Annotated in this window: 16 protein-coding genes; all 16 read right to left on the minus strand. The window is 54.1% G+C overall.

All coding sequences use genetic code 11. The features are described 5' to 3' along the window. Positions 1–63: 63 nt before the first annotated feature. On the minus strand, positions 64–1,566 hold the full coding sequence (locus ABIE48_RS19635; RefSeq protein WP_145023943.1) for an AAA family ATPase: 1,503 nt from the start codon (positions 1,564–1,566) through the stop codon (positions 64–66). Next, complete coding sequence (locus tag ABIE48_RS19640) at positions 1,566–2,090, minus strand: hypothetical protein (protein WP_192715601.1); 525 nt, start codon at positions 2,088–2,090, stop codon at positions 1,566–1,568. Before ABIE48_RS19640 ends, ABIE48_RS19635 begins: the two co-directional genes overlap by 1 nt. A gap of 464 nt (positions 2,091–2,554) precedes the next feature. Further along, positions 2,555–3,073, minus strand: coding sequence for a cell wall elongation regulator TseB-like domain-containing protein (locus ABIE48_RS19645; protein WP_192715602.1), 519 nt, complete (start codon positions 3,071–3,073; stop codon positions 2,555–2,557). A 41-nt stretch (positions 3,074–3,114) separates the two neighbouring features. After that, a complete protein-coding gene (locus tag ABIE48_RS19650; protein ID WP_145023941.1) occupies positions 3,115–4,449 on the minus strand; it encodes an amidohydrolase in 1,335 nt (444 codons plus the stop codon). Then, a complete protein-coding gene (locus ABIE48_RS19655) occupies positions 4,403–5,089 on the minus strand; it encodes a redox-sensing transcriptional repressor Rex (protein ID WP_076170875.1) in 687 nt (228 codons plus the stop codon). The genes ABIE48_RS19650 and ABIE48_RS19655 overlap by 47 nt, the downstream gene beginning before the upstream one ends. A 116-nt stretch (positions 5,090–5,205) precedes the next feature. Continuing rightward, positions 5,206–8,067 (minus strand): ATP-dependent DNA helicase DinG, encoded by a 2,862-nt coding sequence (gene dinG / locus ABIE48_RS19660; protein ID WP_192715603.1) that lies wholly within the window; start codon positions 8,065–8,067, stop codon positions 5,206–5,208. A gap of 153 nt (positions 8,068–8,220) precedes the next feature. Beyond that, entirely contained in the window at positions 8,221–8,850 is a 630-nt protein-coding gene (locus ABIE48_RS19665) for a tetratricopeptide repeat protein (protein WP_105442119.1), read from the minus strand. Between the two features lie 135 nt (positions 8,851–8,985). Continuing rightward, on the minus strand, positions 8,986–9,369 hold the full coding sequence (gene panD / locus ABIE48_RS19670; protein WP_076170868.1) for an aspartate 1-decarboxylase: 384 nt from the start codon (positions 9,367–9,369) through the stop codon (positions 8,986–8,988). A 3-nt stretch (positions 9,370–9,372) separates the two neighbouring features. Then, a complete protein-coding gene (gene panC / locus ABIE48_RS19675; RefSeq protein WP_192715604.1) occupies positions 9,373–10,260 on the minus strand; it encodes a pantoate--beta-alanine ligase in 888 nt (295 codons plus the stop codon). After that, complete coding sequence (panB, locus tag ABIE48_RS19680) at positions 10,257–11,129, minus strand: 3-methyl-2-oxobutanoate hydroxymethyltransferase (RefSeq protein ID WP_192715605.1); 873 nt, start codon at positions 11,127–11,129, stop codon at positions 10,257–10,259. Before panB ends, panC begins: the two co-directional genes overlap by 4 nt. A 274-nt stretch (positions 11,130–11,403) precedes the next feature. Next, positions 11,404–12,378, minus strand: coding sequence for a biotin--[acetyl-CoA-carboxylase] ligase (locus ABIE48_RS19685; protein WP_192715606.1), 975 nt, complete (start codon positions 12,376–12,378; stop codon positions 11,404–11,406). Further along, positions 12,365–13,630 carry a CCA tRNA nucleotidyltransferase gene (locus tag ABIE48_RS19690; protein ID WP_192715607.1) on the minus strand — a complete coding sequence of 422 codons (1,266 nt, stop codon included), beginning with the start codon at positions 13,628–13,630 and terminating at the stop codon, positions 12,365–12,367. Before ABIE48_RS19690 ends, ABIE48_RS19685 begins: the two co-directional genes overlap by 14 nt. A 31-nt stretch (positions 13,631–13,661) precedes the next feature. Further along, positions 13,662–14,825, minus strand: coding sequence for an N-acetyl-alpha-D-glucosaminyl L-malate synthase BshA (gene bshA, locus ABIE48_RS19695; RefSeq protein ID WP_192715608.1), 1,164 nt, complete (start codon positions 14,823–14,825; stop codon positions 13,662–13,664). 199 nt (positions 14,826–15,024) lie between these two features. Next, positions 15,025–15,738, minus strand: a complete 714-nt coding sequence (gene bshB1 / locus ABIE48_RS19700) for a bacillithiol biosynthesis deacetylase BshB1 (RefSeq protein ID WP_192715609.1) — start codon at positions 15,736–15,738, stop codon at positions 15,025–15,027. Continuing rightward, a complete protein-coding gene (gene mgsA, locus ABIE48_RS19705) occupies positions 15,735–16,157 on the minus strand; it encodes a methylglyoxal synthase (RefSeq protein ID WP_116229712.1) in 423 nt (140 codons plus the stop codon). The genes bshB1 and mgsA overlap by 4 nt, the downstream gene beginning before the upstream one ends. Before the next feature lie 18 nt (positions 16,158–16,175). After that, positions 16,176–16,976, minus strand: coding sequence for a 4-hydroxy-tetrahydrodipicolinate reductase (gene dapB / locus ABIE48_RS19710; protein ID WP_145023933.1), 801 nt, complete (start codon positions 16,974–16,976; stop codon positions 16,176–16,178). Positions 16,977–17,024: the final 48 nt, after the last annotated feature.

Below are 17,024 nucleotides of genomic sequence, written 5' to 3' on the forward strand. Positions count from 1 at the left end.
TTTACGACCCAACTTATAATAATAACGCAGCATTAAAAAAAAGTAAAAAAAAGAGCCAGCGCATCAGGCTGGCAGTAGTGAAAACTCATGAAACAGCTTGCGGAATTGTTCGCCGGACAGCGTTTCTTCTGCCAGCAAAATATCCAGAGATTTGTCGAAAATGATCCGGTGGTTTTCCAGAAGGCTGCGCGTTCTGCCCATCAGGTCTTCCAGAATCTCATTGTTCACCTTCATCAGCTCTTCGGTCGTGACCATATCCATGTTTACGATGCCAAGAGACGTAAGGCCGGATCTCATCATCGTCTTGACGATGTCGAGCGCCTGTTCAAAGTCGTTGCTTGAACCGGTGCTGCGTCCGCCGTAGAAAATTTCCTCCGATGCCGCGCCGCCGAGAGCGATCATGATCTGCTCTTCGAGGAACGATTTCGTGTACAGGTACTGCTCCGACTGCGGATTGTGGCGCACGTAACCGAGCGCCTTGCCGCGTGGGCTGAGGGCCACCTGGCTGACACTGCCCGGACGCACCAGCTCTGCCATGATGGCATGTCCAAGCTCATGGATGGCGACGCGTTTCTTCTCTTCGATCGTCGATTCACGGTCGGTGCGCTCACCCATCATCACCTTGTCGATGGACATGGACAGATGGCGCTGCTCGATCTCTTTCAGACCTTCGCGCATCGTGTAGATCGCGGCTTCGTTCATGACGCTCTCCAGCTGGGCGCCGGAGAAGCCGTAAGATTCCTCGGCGATTTTATCGAGGTTGACATCCTCGTGCAGCGGCTTATTCTTCGCATGCAGCTCCAGGATGTGCTTGCGTCCCTTCTTGTCAGGCAGGTCCACCTGAATATGACGGTCGAACCGTCCCGGACGAAGCAGTGCGCTGTCCAGCATCTCCTTGCGGTTGGTCGCCGCAATCAAAAGGATTCTCGGGCTGTCCGACGAATAAATGCCGTCCATCTCGGTCAGCAGCTGGTTCAGCGTCTGATCGTATTCGCGCTGCTGCCCGCCTTCGCGCTTGCCGCCGATGACGTCGATCTCATCGATGAAAATGATCGCGCTCTGCTTGTTCTCCTTGGCTGCCCGGTTTCTCGCATCGCGGAACAGATCCCGGACGCGGCCCGCGCCGACGCCGACGTACATTTCTACGAACTCACTGCCGGATGCGGCAACGAATACCGAATCTGTGTAATGTGCGGCCGCCTTGGCCATCAGCGTCTTCCCTGTTCCAGGAGGTCCCGTCAGCAGAATTCCTTTCAACGGGCGGATGCCGAGCTTCTGGATTTCATCATGACGGATCAGGAAGTCCAGTGCCTCGCGCAGCTCCTGCTTGGCATTATCCTGGCCGCCGATTTCTTCAAAAGTGAGCTTCTTCGGCCCGCCCTTTTTACGCTTGCGTTCCGAAGCAGCACCTACCGTCAGGCCGCCTCTCATGTTGGTCATAAACAGGAGTCCGCCGATCATCAGGCCGGCGATAATGAGAGGGATGACATTGACCCCTACAAAAGCTAGAAAAATGAATAATACCGGCACAAATCCGATCAAAACTTCCTTCAGCAATCTAGGCATTATTCCCACACTCCCATCTTGCCGGGATCACGGGGCAGAACAAGAAACTTGCTCGAGCTGCCGTCCGTCAGCGTAATATAGACATTTTTCGTGTCCATTTCGGCTTTCGTTTGGATTCCGGTACCCTTAGCCAGATCCTGCAGCTTGACCGGAATTTCCGTATAGCGCTTGTTTTCCATCGCTTCCGCTACAGAGAACATCGCTTTATCCCAATACTGGTTCAGCTTGTCCGATGAATGATCCACAAAATCGAACTTCAGCGTCCGGGTGCCGACGACGGATTTGCCTTCGGTGGAGATTTTATCCGCCAAATCAGCCAAATTTACATTCGGCTTCAAATCGAGTTTCAAATCCACCTGATCGCGGGTAATATTAAAATGTGCGTTATTTACGCCCTGATAATTGCTGACGATTTTTTGCAGCGGACCCTGAAGGGTCGTTTGCCGATAAAAGAACAAGCCGCCAAACAGTACGGCTACCGAAACCACAACAGTTATAATAATAGGCAATGGACGCAATTTCACTTGTTGTCCCCCTTTCGAAATGGTAAAGCAAAAAAAAAGTAAACTTTAGATGACAAAAATAAATATTTCGTTAGCGGTTCAAGTCCATTGGTCGGTCACCATGCTTCTGTTCAGTCCGATTCGATGGATGGTTTTGCGCTTGTCGCGAAACACAAGCATCTCTTCGTTTGATACGCGCATCTGACCGTACTTCTATATACGATGCTTTTCAATAAAGAGCAGAAAAATCTTCTTCCAAGCTGAAGCGGGCTTCTGAATTTTACTGAAAAACGCTATCCTCTAATTATAGTACAATCCGGGCTGTTCGTCATATATATCTCTTCAATACAAATAAGAGTATATCACATTGTATATACTAAATCGAAGGTAAAGTGTGAATATATTTTAAATATTATCCTTTGTAAGCCAAAGAACCCCATTTAAGGATGGGGTTCTTTCTGCATGATATGGCCGTTTAAACAAAATCATCGATTGGGCAGCGTGAACGGGCTGCCGATTTCCGCTCCGTCGCTGAACCGGTAAAATTGATAGTAATAGTGATCTTCCACCTTGTAGAACAGCTGCCATACGTATTCTCCGTTATAGACACCCGGTACGAGGCGCATATCTTTAATGCCGGGAATGGAGCTTTTGATTTTGGCCTTCATCTTCTCTTTGGACATACCGCTGCTCAAAAGCTCTTGATGCACGGTATTCTGGCCTTCCTTGGGTTTTCCCTGATCGGTGAACTGCACCCAGACCATGACCTCCTGGCCCGTCTTGTTCGTCCCTTCCACGACCCAGTAGATGCTGTTCTGGTCCCACACAGACTTTTGGGCATCGGCGACCGACACGATTCCGGCTTCCTGTTTCGCTCTGGCAATAGCGGTGTCCTTTTCGCTCCATTGATCCTGCAGCACGTAAATAAAATAACGGTAAGCGCCGAAAATGATCAGCAGCAGGGCGACAATGCCGAGAAAGATCCATTTTTTCTTGTTCTTCAACCTGAACTTCCTTTCTTAAAGGTGAGCTAATCATCCCGGTCTTATCGGGAGAGAAGACCTTCAAAAGCCGCTTGGGCTTCCCTGCGGATGCGTTCCTCGTCCAGGGTGAGACAGCTGCCGTGCTTCACGACCTGCTTCCCGTCCACCCAGACATGCTCAACGTCCTTCGCGCTGGCCGAATAAATGACGTGTGAAATAAAGTCCGTACGCGGCAGAAAATGAGCCTGATCCGTATTCACCGCGATAAAATCCGCCTTCATCCCGGCCTCAAGTGCACCGATTCCCTCCAGGAACAAGGATTGCGCTCCGTAGATCGTGCCCATACGCAGCGCTTCCGCCGCGGGAACCGCCGTCGGATCTCCCGAGACGCCCTTATGTATCAAAGCGGCAAGGCGCATTTCTTCAAACATGTCCAAATTGTTGTTGCTCGCCGCACTGTCGGTTCCGAGGGAAACCGTAATGCCTGCCTGCATCATGTCGGTAACGCGGGCCACCCCGCTCGCCAGCTTCAGGTTGCTGCCAGGGTTGTGTGATACCGTCACGTGATGCTTCGCCAAAATGTCGATTTCCTCGTCTGTCAAATGGACCGCGTGTGCCAGAATCGTCGGCCGTGAGAACATGCCGAGCTTCTCCAAATGAATCGCCGGACGCGTTCCATAATCGCGTACATTCTGCTCCACTTCCGCCTTGGTCTCCGACATATGCGTATGCATCGGCAGATCCAGGTCATGCGCCGCCTGAACGAACTTCTCGATAAAATCAGGAGGGCATGTGTACGGGGCATGCGGAGAAATCATCGCCGTGATCCGGCCGTCTGCCTGCCCGTGCCAGTCCTTGGCGAACTGAATGGCTTCGTTCAGCTTGTGCCGCTGCACATCCTCCGGACACAGGCCGATGACACCGCGGGTCAGGGCAGCGCGCATGCCGGATTCAGTCACCACTTTGCCAACCTGATCCATATGATCGTACATATCGAGGAACGTCGTCGTACCGCCCTTCAGCATTTCAAGCACGGACAGCGAAGTCCCCCAGTAGACGTCACTGGACGTGAATTTTGCTTCCATCGGCCACATTTTTTCCTGCAGCCATTCCTGGAGCACCATGTCATCTCCGTAACCGCGCAGCAGCGACATGGCGGTATGTCCATGGGTGTTGATCAGGCCCGGCATAAAAAATAAATGCGTGCCGTCGACGACCTGTACGCCCTCTTCCAGCTGCGGCTCCTCTTCACCGATATAGGTGATGCGGTCGCCCTCAATGACCATCCAGCCGTGCAATACCGGCTGCTCCGGCCGCAAAACGGCAAAGCTTCCGTTCTTGATGGCCCATTTAGGATTGGCGCTCCGGCTGCTGGAGCTCTTCAAATTGTCCGTCATCTTCCGTGTCGTCCTTTCCGTTGTTCAAATAATAAGCAAGGCTGAGCAAATCCGTCGTAAAATCGGCGGCGTGTATCCGGATGCTTGCCGGCGCCTTCAGAATCGTCGGCGCAAAATTCAGAATCGCTTCGATCCCGGCCGCAATCAGCTGATCGGCGACGTTTTGCGCTTCGAAATCCGGGACGGTAATAATCCCGATCCGGATATTTTTACTTTGTATCGTTTCTTTCAGCTCATCCATAGCCTGTACCGTCAAGGTGTTGATGCGCGTGCCGATTTTGGACGGATTGGCGTCAAACACGGCCACGATCTTCATATTTTCCTTCAGGTAAAAGTTATAGTTGGACAAAGCTTGACCAAGATTCCCCGCTCCGACCAGCACCGCGTTGATCTGCTGGTCCAAATTCAGAATTTGACGGATCTTCTCGATGAGATAGGACACGTCATACCCTATCCCCTTACGGCCAAAATCCCCGAAATACGCCAAATCCTTGCGGATCTGCGCCGGGTTGAGATCCAGCTTCTGCCCGAGCTCCTGGGAGGAGACCGTGGCCACCTCCCGCTTGTTCAGCTCATTTAGATATCTAAGATATATAGGCAATCTGCGGACAACCGCCTCGGATATTTTCTCCGATTTCATGCATGTTCCCCCTATTGAACGGCTTGAATATTTATTTGGTTATATAGATTGAACTAAAGTTTTGCATTGAACTTCCTGTTCTAACCGCTTTAGTTCATTCTATCTAATGGACTCATTTAAGACACACCGTCCTGATGAAGCCATTCAGAGATGCGCGGAACCATCTGGTCTGTCTGCATATGCTCCATTTTCGGTCCAGGCAGCGAGTACAGGAAGTACTTCCCGTAATACGATTCGATGACGCGCGTATCGTATACGATGACGATGCCCCGGTCATGGGCGGTGCGGACCAGCCGCCCGAAGCCCTGCTTGAAGCGGATGACGGCCTGCGGGACCGACAGCTTCATAAACGGGTTCTTCTTCTGGCGCTGCAGCAGCTCGCTCTTCGCTTCCACCAGCGGATGGTTCGGCGGCTGGAACGGGAGCCGGACGATGGCCAGGCACGTCAGCGCTTCTCCCGGGATGTCCACGCCTTCCCAGAAGCTGCTCGTTCCAAGCAGCACCGAAGCGCTGCTGTCCGTAAACCGCCGGATCAGCTTCGTGCGGCTGCCGCTGTCTACGCCCTGTCCAAGCACGGCGATGTCGCTTTGTGCGAGGGCTTCTTTCAGCGGCTCGTATACCTGGCGCAGCATGCGGTACGAGGTGAACAGCACCAGCATCCGGCCGTGGGTCGCGATCGCGGCGTCCGCTAGTGAGCGGGCCAGCGTTTCGACAAACAGGGCGTCCCCGACGCTTCCCTTCACGCTTGGAAAATCCCGCGGAATGACGAGCAGCGCCTGGTCCCTGTACCGGAACGGGGACGGAAGCTGGACCGTCACAAGGCGTCCGCTGTCCTGGTCCTCCTGCAGTCCAAGGTTGTCGATCATATACTGGAACGATTTATCTACGGATAAAGTGGCGGACGTCAGGATGACGCTCTTTTTCTTGTCAAAAAACAGCTCCTTGAGCTGCTTGCTGACGTCAACCGGAACAGCGTACAGCTGGAGCGATTTGCTGCGGAAATGGCCGCTCGCTTCCATCCAGTACACGACGGTTTCGTCGTTCAGCGTCATAAAGAACCGGAGATTCTCCCGCTCGGAGCTGAGGTCCTTGAGCAGCCCGCCGATATCGGTGATCAGGCTGTCGGAACCGTAATCATCCTGCTCCTCCTTGTATTCGGCCAGCATCTTTTCGCCTTTGCGGACGATTTCCCCCACCGTGACAAAGATCTGGTTTTCGAGCGCCGCCAGCGTCTCCCACTCTTTCGGCTTTTTCCCCGGCTGAAGGCGCAGCGTATACTGTCCGCCGTCGCCGGGAGCAGCGTCGCTCCGTTCCGGAAGCAGGCCGAAGAGCGATTCGCTCAGCTTGTCCCAATGCTCTTTAACATCGACCAAATCCTCGCTCATCCGGTCGATAACGGCGGTCCATTCACCGGCCTGCTCATAGGCCGACGATTGAAGCAGCTGGCGAAGCGCCGGCAGCTGCCCACTCCGGGCGTCCTTATAGAGCCGTGTCAGCGTATGGACGACGGTAAAGTACTTCAAATGAAGTCCGAGATGCTTGCCGGCAACGTCTTCTAGGTGATGAGCTTCGTCGATCACGAGGCGCTCGTAGGAAGGCAGGAGCTGATGGCCTGCCTTGACGTCCGTAAACAGCTTGGAATGGTTCGTTATGACGACATCCGCGATTCCGGCTTCATGCTTGGCCCGATGGTAATAGCACTTGCGGAACCAAGGGCAGGCACGGCCCTGACAGGAGTCCGAGTCGCTGCTTACGGTCTCCCAGAAGTCTCCCGCACGGCCGCCGAGGCTCAGCTCCTCGTCATCACCCGATTCGGTCTGGGCGAGCCAGACGATCATCTGGGCGGCTGTGATGGTGTCTTCCTTCGGATTGATAAAGTCTCTTCTGTTTATTTTATGTTCAAATTTTCTCAAACACAAATAGTGCTGTCTGCCCTTGAACACAGCTGCCTTGAAAGGGAAGGGCACGACCTGCGTCAAGAGGGGGATATCCCGCTCCCGGAGCTGCTCCTGCAGGTTGATCGTATGCGTGCTGACCATCACCTTCTGGTCCTGCTTCACGCTCTGATAAATCGAGGGGATCAGGTAGCCGAGCGACTTGCCCGTCCCGGTCCCGGCTTCGATCAGCAAATGCTTGTCCTGATCCAGCGCATTCATCACCTGGTCGAACATGATCGTCTGCGGCTCACGCTCCTCGTAATGAGGCATAATATCGCGCAGCCGTTTTTCGATCTCGGCCAAATATTCCTTAAACTCGACACCTTTGAGCGGATTGTCGTCCACGTCATCTCGCGGCGGGGCCATCTCGGTCCAGTCATCCACCTTAAGCGCCAGCTGGCGGTAAAAGGTGTGGCTGTTCAGATCCTGAGCGGGTTCCCGCTCCTTTTCCTGGCAGAGGCCGTCGAAATACCAGCCGAGGTCGCTGTCCTCATCTGCAAACAGCTCGGCCAGCCGCTGCAGCGTAATCAACGGCAGGCTGTTCAGCTCATCCAGGCACTTCAGCAGAACGTATGCCGTCGCCAAAGCGTCGCTGTCGGCCTGATGCGGCCGGTCATGCTGAAGACCGAAGTGTCCGGTCACCATGCCCAGCTGATAGGAAGTCAGCGAAGGGAAGCAAATTTTGAGCAGGTCGAGCGTGTCCAAAATCCGCCCAGAGAACGGCAAATAGCCGCACCGGTCGAGTGCGTTTTGCAAAAAATTAAAATCGAATGCTACATTATGCCCCACCAGGACCACGTCGTCGAGCAGCGGCACGAGCTCCATCATCATTTCTTCCAGGGCCGGAGCTGCGGCCACATCCTCATTCGTAATGCCGGTAAGTCCCGTAATAAACGGAGGGATTTCGATACCCGGGTTGACATAAGAGCCATACACCTTTGAAATCGTCCCATCCTCTTCTATAATGGCAAGTCCAACTTGAATAATTTCGTCTGCGGACTGGTTGCCTGTCGTTTCGAAGTCAAGTACGGCAAATTTCATGATTCCTAAATCCTTTCGTCCAGTCTCCTTAACAGCATAACAGAAGATTTCACATTTGAAAATTCAAGGAAGGAAAAACTTGAACTTCCGGTTCTATAGAAAAAGACGACACCCGGCGCTTTCCGTGCAGCGGGCATCGTCTTCTCACATGCATTACATCAGCGATATTAACTGGCTTCCATACTGAAGCTGACCGCACTGTTGCTGGCAAACCTGCAGATTCATTAGCGGATCCGGGAACGAGGGATCATGCGAAAGCGCCAGCGTAAAATAATCCTGGGCCTTGCCAAGCTGGCCCTGCATCGCCTCGACACAGCCAAGCGCATTCAGCACCATCGCCTTCAGCTTGGGATGCTGGGCAAGCGGCAGAATCCACTGGAAATGATGGCGGGCTTCCGCCGGCTCCTCCAGGTGCAAATACGCCATGGCCAAGTACATCCGGGCCAAAAAGCTGTCGGGGAATTCGAGGATCACCTGCGCAAATTGCTGGGCCGCCTGCCTGTACATCAGCAACTTGAAATATCCCTGCCCCCGGATAAAGGAATCCATCTCGACCTCGGGCGTTTCATGCTGCGGAAATACAGGCGCGATCTTGGCCTGCTCCCGGAAAGCGCCCATTTTCTCTTCAAAAGACAACCATTCTTCTATGATGCCGTCGCTCATCGTTTTGAGCAAATTCCACTTTTGGATCAGCTGATGCTTTTGGGCCTCCTGCGCTGTGGGGTAATGTTTCACGATTTCGTCTAACATGTTGTTCATTTCCGCGAATACATGCTGAAACATGGCTGCATCCCACCTTAAACAAAAATGAAATCAGTGCGGTCACCTGAACTCATTTTTTGTTAACCCGGGCTTTTTCATTCCCGCTCCGGGCTGCCATTCCTTGTCTTAGCTTCCCCGCGCATACCGGGCGAGTCCTTAAATAATCGTGGCATGAACCTCTTTGCTCATCGTATTCATCGGCTTATTGGATTCATTCACAAAAACTACCGTCGGCTTGTGGCTCTTGATTTCCTCATCGGACATGACGGCGTAGGATATAATAATGACGGTATCGCCGGGCTGAACCATGCGGGCTGCCGCCCCGTTCAAACAAATCACACCGCTCCCGCGGGGCCCTGGGATGACATAGGTTTCCAGACGCGCCCCGTTATTGTTATCCACCACTTGGACCTTTTCGTTCTCCAGCAGGTCGGCGGCTTCCATCAAATCTTCATCGATCGTAATGCTTCCCACATAATTCAAATTCGCTTCGGTTACGGTCGCACGGTGGATTTTGGATTTCATCATCGTTCTGTACATCGGTCAATTCGCCTCCTTGGGATTAAATAAACGGTTATCGATCAGGCGCGTCCGACCGAAACGGACGGCTAGGGCCATCAGGACGGCCTCGTCCTTCCGGCTGATTTCTTCGTCATCGGGATAAGGCTGAAGCCCAGGGAAAGACACGACCTCGGCGTATTCGATATCGGCCAGCGGAGCCTGGCTGATGATGCGCTGCAAGAGGTTTCGAATGTCACCGGCGGTTACCGCCGTCCCCTCGCTCACAGCAGCCGCAGCCTCGCGCAGAGAGCGTGACAGCACAAGTGCCTGCCGGCGTTCCTCTTCGCTCAGGTACACGTTGCGCGAGCTTAGAGCTAGGCCATCTTCCTCACGTACGATCGGGCAGGGAACAATCTCCACGTTCATGTTGAGATCCTGTACCATCTGCTGAAGCACGGCGACCTGCTGTACATCTTTCATGCCAAAATAACCTTTATCGGGCTGAACGATGTTGAACAGCTTGCTCACCACCGTCGTCACGCCGTCAAAATGTCCCGGACGGGAGGCTCCGCACAAACGGGTCGTAATGTCCGATACCATGATTTTGGTCTTGGTCGGCTGCGGATACATCGTCTCCACCGACGGAAGGAAGACCAAATCCGCTCCTTCCGCTTCGGCCAGTGCCAGATCTCTTGCTTCGTCACGCGGATAAGTTTCGTAGTCCTCGCCCGGACCGAACTGGATCGGGTTGACGAAGATGCTGACGACGACAATCCCATTATCATTGCGGGCACGGCGGATTAAGCTGGCATGCCCCTCATGCAAATAACCCATCGTTGGAACCAGGCCGACCGTGGCTTCCGGTCCCAAATTTATTTGTAGCGCCCGTATACCGCTGCGCAGTTCTTCAATCGTTCTTACAGCTTTCATGCGTGTCCCACCTTCTCCTTTCCTTTGCCGTACAAGTTCTCGACGACCTGATCGTCTGCCGTAAAAACATGGGTCTCATCCGGAAAAGAGCGGCTCTTCACGTCATGAACGTACTGGCTGATCCCGTCGCGAACGATCGTTCCGATGTCACCATAGGTTTTGACAAAACGCTTGTCGCGATACGGGGATGCGTACTTAAACAAATCATGGAATACGAGCACCTGGCCGTCGACATACCGCCCGGCGCCAATCCCGATGGTCGGAATCGACAGCTGCTCGGAAATAAAGCGGGCCACTTCCTCCGTTACCAGTTCAAGCACGACGCCGAATGCCCCTGCTTTTTCTAGAGCCTTCGCATCTTCCAGCAATCTGGCGGCATCCACCTCGTCCTTACCTTGAATCCGGTAACCCCCGATCTGGTTCACCGATTGCGGCGTTAAGCCGATGTGGCCGAGCACGGGAACGCCGGCTTTGACGATCGTTTCCACCGCGGTGCAGATTTCGCGTCCGCCCTCCATTTTCACGGCATGGGCATGACCGTCCTGCATCAGGCGTTTGACGTTGTCCAGCGTGCTGTCGATGCTTCCGTGGTAGGTCATAAACGGCATATCAGCCACGATAAATGTATGCCCGGCGCCTCTGACAACCGATCTCGTATGGTACACCATGTCGTCGATCGTGACCGGCAGCGTGGAATCATAACCGAGCACCACGTTCCCGAGCGAATCTCCGACCAGGATCATGTCCACGCCGGCTTCCTCCGCCAAGCTCGCCGAAGGATAATCATAGGCGGTTACCATGGAGAGCGGAATGCCATCCGCCTTCATCTTTTTCATTTTCACGATATTCAGTGGTTGTTTGTTTGCCATTGTGCTTCTTCCCCTTTCGAATGAGTGTGAAAAATAGGATAAAAAACAAAAAAACCTTTTAGTGAGTCACTAAAAAGGTCCGAAAGGGCATAAAGGGTCACTTGCGATCGTCCCTTCTGTCTCGGTCCTTCCGGCTCAGAGCAGAATCCAACGTAACGGCAATATTCCATTTGCAGTTATGAGGGTGTTCTTCAAACAAAAACATGCAGAGTGCAGTTCGATCATCCGTCGATACCGCCTCTACATGTCAGTATACCAAAAGTTCATTATTTTTTCATCGTCTAAGTTCGACATCTCCGGAAAAAACAGGAATCTGCTCGCCCGAATCGGTACGAACCCGAAGCGCGCCGCTTGCATCGAGCCCGTCGGCCATTCCTTCGATCGGACCGCGTGCGGTCTGAATCGACACACGCTTGCCCAACGTTACCGACAGCGCCTCCCACAGCGAGGCGACCGGCTGAAATCCGTCTTTGCGGTACAGCTCGTACAGCATTTCAAATTCTTCCATCACCGAAGCGATGAGCGACATCCGGTCGATCGGCTCACCCGCCTCGATCTTCAGGGAAGTTCCGATCCCGGTCAGCTCTTCCGGATAATCGTCGCGGTCCAGGTTGGCGCTGATTCCGATGCCGGCAATGCAGTAGCGGACATGCTCGTCTTCCGCCGCCGACTCCAGCAAGATGCCGCAAATTTTCCGCCCGTCGACCAGCAGGTCGTTCGGCCATTTTAAGCCGGCCATGACGCCGGTCACCTTGCGGACTGCCCGGCACACCGCCACTCCGGTCAAGAGCGTAAGCTGCGGTGTGTAATGGAGCGGCTGCTCGGGCCGAAGGACCAGGCTCATCCAGATGCCTTTTCCATAGGGCGAAAACCATTTGCGGCCCATCCTCCCCTTGCCGCCGGTCTGTTCTTCGGCAATGACCAGGGTGCCTTCCGGCGCCCCCTCCTCAGCCAGCGCTTTCGCTTCTTCCTGCGTTGATACCGTCGTCCCCAATATTTTCAGCTGCGATCCCATCACTTTAGACTGTATCCGCTGCGCCAGCTCTAGCTGATCCAGCAGGTCCGGCTTGCTGACAATCCGGTAGCCTTTATGAGGAACCGCTTCAAATTCGTACCCTGCTTCACGGAGCTTGTTGATCTGTTTCCAGACCGCGGTTCTGCTGACCGACAGCCGCCGGCTGATCTCCTCGCCCGAAACAAATTCTTCCGCATCCAGCAGTATATCCAAAAGGGTCTCAGCCTTTTTCATCGGTAACCATCACCCGTCTCACTTCTTCTGTCAAATCCAATTTCGTATTGGGCAGCATGCCTGCCGCCGCTTTAAACAGCAATTGCTTCAGCAGTTCTCCCACCCAAGGTCCGCCCTTCTTGCCCGAAACCGCGATCAAATCGGAGCCGCCGATCTGGAGCTCGTGCAGGTGGAAAATCTTCATTTCGTCCATCCATTCCAGCCCGCGGGCCAGCAGCTCATCCGCTGCCGTCCCCCTGTGCTCCTGCGGCTGTACTGAGCTAAGCAGGAGCCAGCGCCGGACGGTCTCTTTACCGTACTTTAGCACCAAGCCTACCCACTGCTCCCTGAGATTGGTCTCGCGAATCAACCCTTCTACCTCTTCTTCCAAATACAAAAGGGCTTCGACCCTCTCGCGGGCATCGTTGGAAAACGTATACTGGCGCATCAGGTTTCCGGCTTCCTGTCCGGATAAGCCGCAGGCCAACATAAGCAGGGCCCATCTGACAGCGGTCTCCTTGGAAGGAATCTCGCCGATTCTGGACAGGAAACCGTCCACGGTGGTAGATGTAAACGGTACCCGGGCTTTTTCCAGCAATCGGCTCCTACCCAGCAGGCTCAGGCCGAGATAAGGATGAGGTCCCTCCATCATTTTATCGAGCTCCGCCCGAATCCGCTCCAGCGCGATATACTGAATTCCGTCTCTTTCCAGGAGAAGGCCTTTCCAGGTGTTAAAGGCAATGCGGTAGCCGAAAACCGAGGCAAACCGGATGCACCGCACCATCCGCAGGGCATCCTCCTGAAAGCGGACGTGGGCCTCTCCAACGCAGCGGATGATGCCTTTTCGAATGTCGTTTTCACCATGATAAGGGTCAACAAACCGTCCCTGCCGGTCACAGGCTATCGCGTTCATCGTGAAATCCCGGCGGCGCAAATCCTCGGACAGATTTCGCACAAAGGCCACTTCCGCTGGCCGGCGGTGATTTTCGTAAGAACCTTCCACCCGGTATGTAGTAACCTCAAAGGCGTAGTTTCCAACCAGAACGGTGACCGTTCCGTGCTCAATCCCCGTAGGCACCGTCCGTTCAAAAAGCCGGGTCACTTCATCGGGGCGTGCCGAAGTCGTGATATCCATATCGTTGACCGGACGGCCCATCAGTTCGTCACGCACGCATCCGCCGACCCAATACGCTTCATGCCCATGCGATTCGAGGACGGACAGTAACTGCTCGGCGCAGCCGGCCATCCCGGCATCCGCCTGCTTCCATTTCATAACTTTCCATGACCCCCTAATTGACTACCTCTTATCTGCACACCGCATCCAGCTGGGGCACCTCACGGCCGAGAACGCGATAATAGATCTGTTCATACTTGCGTGTGATCAATGCGTCGGAAAATTCCCGGCATGCCCGTGTCAGACAGGCCTCGCGGAACCGTGCAGCAAGATCGTCGTCCGACAGAAGCCGAAGCACCTGATCAGCCATCTGGTCCGTATCTCCGATCGGGGACAGGAACCCGGTTTCGCCGTGAACCACCAGCTCGGGAATCCCTCCTGCGATCGATCCAACCGTCGGAACACCGCATGCCATCGCTTCCAGCGCGACCAGACCAAAGCTTTCTTTTTCCGATGGAAGCAAAAGCACGTCTGCCAGCGAGATGACTTGGGCGATCTCGTCCTGCTTGCCCAAAAAGTGAACTTTATGCTCCAGCCCGAGCTCCTTGATCTTGCACTGGACCTTCGGCAGCTCCGGACCTTCTCCGACAAACAGCAGCTTGGAAGGCATCTCCTCGTTGACCTTGGCGAAGATGTCTACGACGTCACCGACGCGTTTGACCGGGCGGAAGTTCGAAATATGCATCACAATCTTCTCGTTCGGTTCGGCATAGTCGCCGTGGAGCGAGGACGTATCGCGCGGATAATAGATGCGCTTATCCACAAAATTGTACGTCAGATCGATATCGCGGCTGATGTCCAGCACTTCGCGGGTTTCCCGGATCAAGTCTCGGGATACCGCCGTGACCGCATCGCTTTCGTTGATCGCCAGGCGAATCAGGTCCTTTAACGATTCGTCCTGCGCCAGTACCGTAATATCCGTGCCATGAAGCGTCGTGACCACCTTCAGGTTGCTTCCTACCATCTGCTTGGCCAAGAAGGCGCACACCGCGTGAGGAACCGCGTAATGGACGTGTAAAATGTCCAGCTGCTGCATATTGGCCACTTGTGCCATTTTGGTCGCAAGGGATAAGTCATAAGGAGGATAGCGGAATACGTAATAATCACTCACTTCAACCTCATGATAAAAAATGTTTTTATGGAATTGCCCTCCCAGCCGGAATGGAATGCTGTGGGCAATAAAGTGTACCTGGTGGCCCTTTTCGGCCAGCAGCTTGCCGAGCTCGGTCGCGACTACACCTGAGCCTCCGAGTGACGGATAGCAGGTGATGCCAATTTTAAGTGATTGACCCAAGCTTCGTGTCCCCCCTTCTTTACATGCCTTTTCTATATTATGTACCCAGAGAATATTAAAAACGTCTCGCGACGTTTCATTTTACAGCGTACAACCGCTCAACCGGGTATTTCGATTGCGCGCTTTCAGCTTATAAAAAGTCAGAACTGAAATCAAGCCTAAAGATTGGGCGCTTGACTTCAGTCCTGTATATCGGTCATTATTCGGATCCTGAAATGAACATGTCCACGACGTAAGGCGACTTGATCGCAAAGCCTTCCGCGTAGGGAATGAGCCTGCGCTGGCCGGTCAGCCGGTCGCGGGATCTGACGCGTTCGATATATCCCTGATTCAGCGGGGTAACCACCGTTTCTCCTTCAACCGGAGTCATCTCAAACTGCGACCGGTAACACAGGAGCGCCTGTTCCTTCATTTCCTGCTGTGCGGTAATATCTACCATCAGATCGGCTCTGCCCATATCATTAATGAAGTAAAAATATAGCTGTTCCACCTGTACAGGCGGCTTGTCCGGCATGTACCGGCGCAGCTTGGCGTTGAACACCGCTTCCTCAACCAGCTTGCTGCAGGCTACATGATCGGGATGGCGGTCTTCCCAATACGGAGCGAAAACGACCCTCGGCGCATGACGGCGGATTTCCGCAGTGATGGCTTCCACATGTTCCGGTGTGATGAACAGTCCACGGTCCGGCAGTCCAAGGCTGCTCCGCATGGAAAGACCAAGAACGCCAGCTGCGGCTGCCGCTTCCTGCTTCCTGCGCTCGACCGTTCCATTCGAGGACATTTCCGCATAGGTCAAATCGCAGATCCCCACTTTCAGCCCGGCCTGCACATGCTTGATGATCGTGCCGCCCATCCCGATTTCGGCATCGTCCGCATGGGCGCCGAAAATCAGAATATCCAGCCGTTCACTCATATTTCAGCACCCGGCTTATATTTATGTACCAGTTCGCGCCAGGCAAAATCCCCGCGGTCCAGCGCCTTGACCAAAATTTCGGCCGTTGCGATGTTGGTCGCAAGCGGAATCCCCTGGACGTCGCAAAGACGGAGCAGCGCATTGATGTCCGGCTCGTGAGGCTGAGCCATCAGCGGATCCCGCAGGAAAATAATGAGGTCCATCTCATTCTCGGCCACGAGCGCCCCAATCTGCTGGTCACCGCCAAGCGGACCCGACATGAACCGGTGGATTTTCAGGTCAGTGCCCTCCATAATCCGCTGTCCGGTCGTTCCTGTGGAATACAGCTGGTGTCCCTCAAACACATGCTCATAAGCCGTGACAAAGTTGACCATCTCGTCTTTTTTTCGGTCGTGTGCGATGAATGCGATTTTTAGCATGTTGTAACCCCTCCTGAACTACTCTATAAAATGGTCAAACCCGTAAACCATACCCTCGTACGTCATAACCTTCTCGACCGCCATTTTGACGCCAGGCATATATCCTGCCCGCTCATAGGAATCGTGGCGGATCTTCAGCGTTTGGCCAAAGCCTCCGAACAATACTTCCTGCTGGGCGAATACGCCAGGAAGCCGGACGCTGTGAATGCGGAAACCATTATAATATCCCCCGCGAGAGCCTTCAATCGTCTCTTCCTCGTTCGGATTTCCCTGGCGGATCTCCTGGCGGTTCTGGGCAATCATCTCAGCCGTTTTGATGGCGGTGCCGGAAGGTGCGTCAAGCTTCTGATCCCCATGGAATTCCATGATTTCGAGATGTGGGAAATACTTGGCAGCCTGCGCCGCAAATTTCATCATCAGTATGGCCCCGATGGAGAAATTCGGTGCGATCAGCCCGCCGATCCCCTTCTCCTTGCACTGCTTGTCCAACTCTTCGATTTGTTCCGGGGTGAAGCCCGTCGTGCCGATCACGGGACGAACCCCGTGGTTTACGGCCAAGACCGTATTTGGGTATGCGAACTGCGGCGTCGTAAAGTCCACAAGCACGTCCGGCTTACCTTCGACCAGTGCCATCTCCAGATCGGAGGTCAGCTTCACGCCGCATTCCGGAAGCCCGGCCAAAGTGCCCGCGTCCGTCCCCTCTCCGGACCGTCCGACGGCGGCTACCAGCTCCAGATCGGGATCCTCGAGTACCAGTTTGACGACTTCCTTGCCCATTCTGCCGGCTGCTCCTGCGACGGCTACTTTGATGGTTGACATGTTAGCTCCCCACTTTCTCATGATTTATAGAATGAACTAAAGAAAGTC

Source organism: Paenibacillus sp. OAE614, assembly GCF_040546645.1.
Classification (GTDB): Bacteria; Bacillota; Bacilli; order Paenibacillales; family Paenibacillaceae; genus Paenibacillus_AQ; species Paenibacillus_AQ favisporus.

What these genes read in the sequence shown, in the direction of transcription:
- dapB (WP_145023933.1), bottom strand. Translation starts at nt 16,976, where the DNA reads ATGTCAACCATCAAAGTAGCCGTCGCAGGAGCAGCCGGCAGAATGGGC.
- panC (WP_192715604.1), bottom strand. Translation starts at nt 10,260, where the DNA reads ATGAAAGCTGTAAGAACGATTGAAGAACTGCGCAGCGGTATACGGGCG.
- ABIE48_RS19690 (WP_192715607.1), bottom strand. Translation starts at nt 13,630, where the DNA reads ATGAAATGGAAGCAGGCGGATGCCGGGATGGCCGGCTGCGCCGAGCAG.
- panD (WP_076170868.1), bottom strand. Translation starts at nt 9,369, where the DNA reads ATGTACAGAACGATGATGAAATCCAAAATCCACCGTGCGACCGTAACC.
- ABIE48_RS19665 (WP_105442119.1), bottom strand. Translation starts at nt 8,850, where the DNA reads ATGTTTCAGCATGTATTCGCGGAAATGAACAACATGTTAGACGAAATC.
- mgsA (WP_116229712.1), bottom strand. Translation starts at nt 16,157, where the DNA reads ATGCTAAAAATCGCATTCATCGCACACGACCGAAAAAAAGACGAGATG.
- ABIE48_RS19635 (WP_145023943.1), bottom strand. Translation starts at nt 1,566, where the DNA reads ATGCCTAGATTGCTGAAGGAAGTTTTGATCGGATTTGTGCCGGTATTA.
- ABIE48_RS19685 (WP_192715606.1), bottom strand. Translation starts at nt 12,378, where the DNA reads ATGAAAAAGGCTGAGACCCTTTTGGATATACTGCTGGATGCGGAAGAA.
- panB (WP_192715605.1), bottom strand. Translation starts at nt 11,129, where the DNA reads ATGGCAAACAAACAACCACTGAATATCGTGAAAATGAAAAAGATGAAG.
- ABIE48_RS19655 (WP_076170875.1), bottom strand. Translation starts at nt 5,089, where the DNA reads ATGAAATCGGAGAAAATATCCGAGGCGGTTGTCCGCAGATTGCCTATA.
- dinG (WP_192715603.1), bottom strand. Translation starts at nt 8,067, where the DNA reads ATGAAATTTGCCGTACTTGACTTCGAAACGACAGGCAACCAGTCCGCA.
- ABIE48_RS19650 (WP_145023941.1), bottom strand. Translation starts at nt 4,449, where the DNA reads ATGACGGACAATTTGAAGAGCTCCAGCAGCCGGAGCGCCAATCCTAAA.
- bshB1 (WP_192715609.1), bottom strand. Translation starts at nt 15,738, where the DNA reads ATGAGTGAACGGCTGGATATTCTGATTTTCGGCGCCCATGCGGACGAT.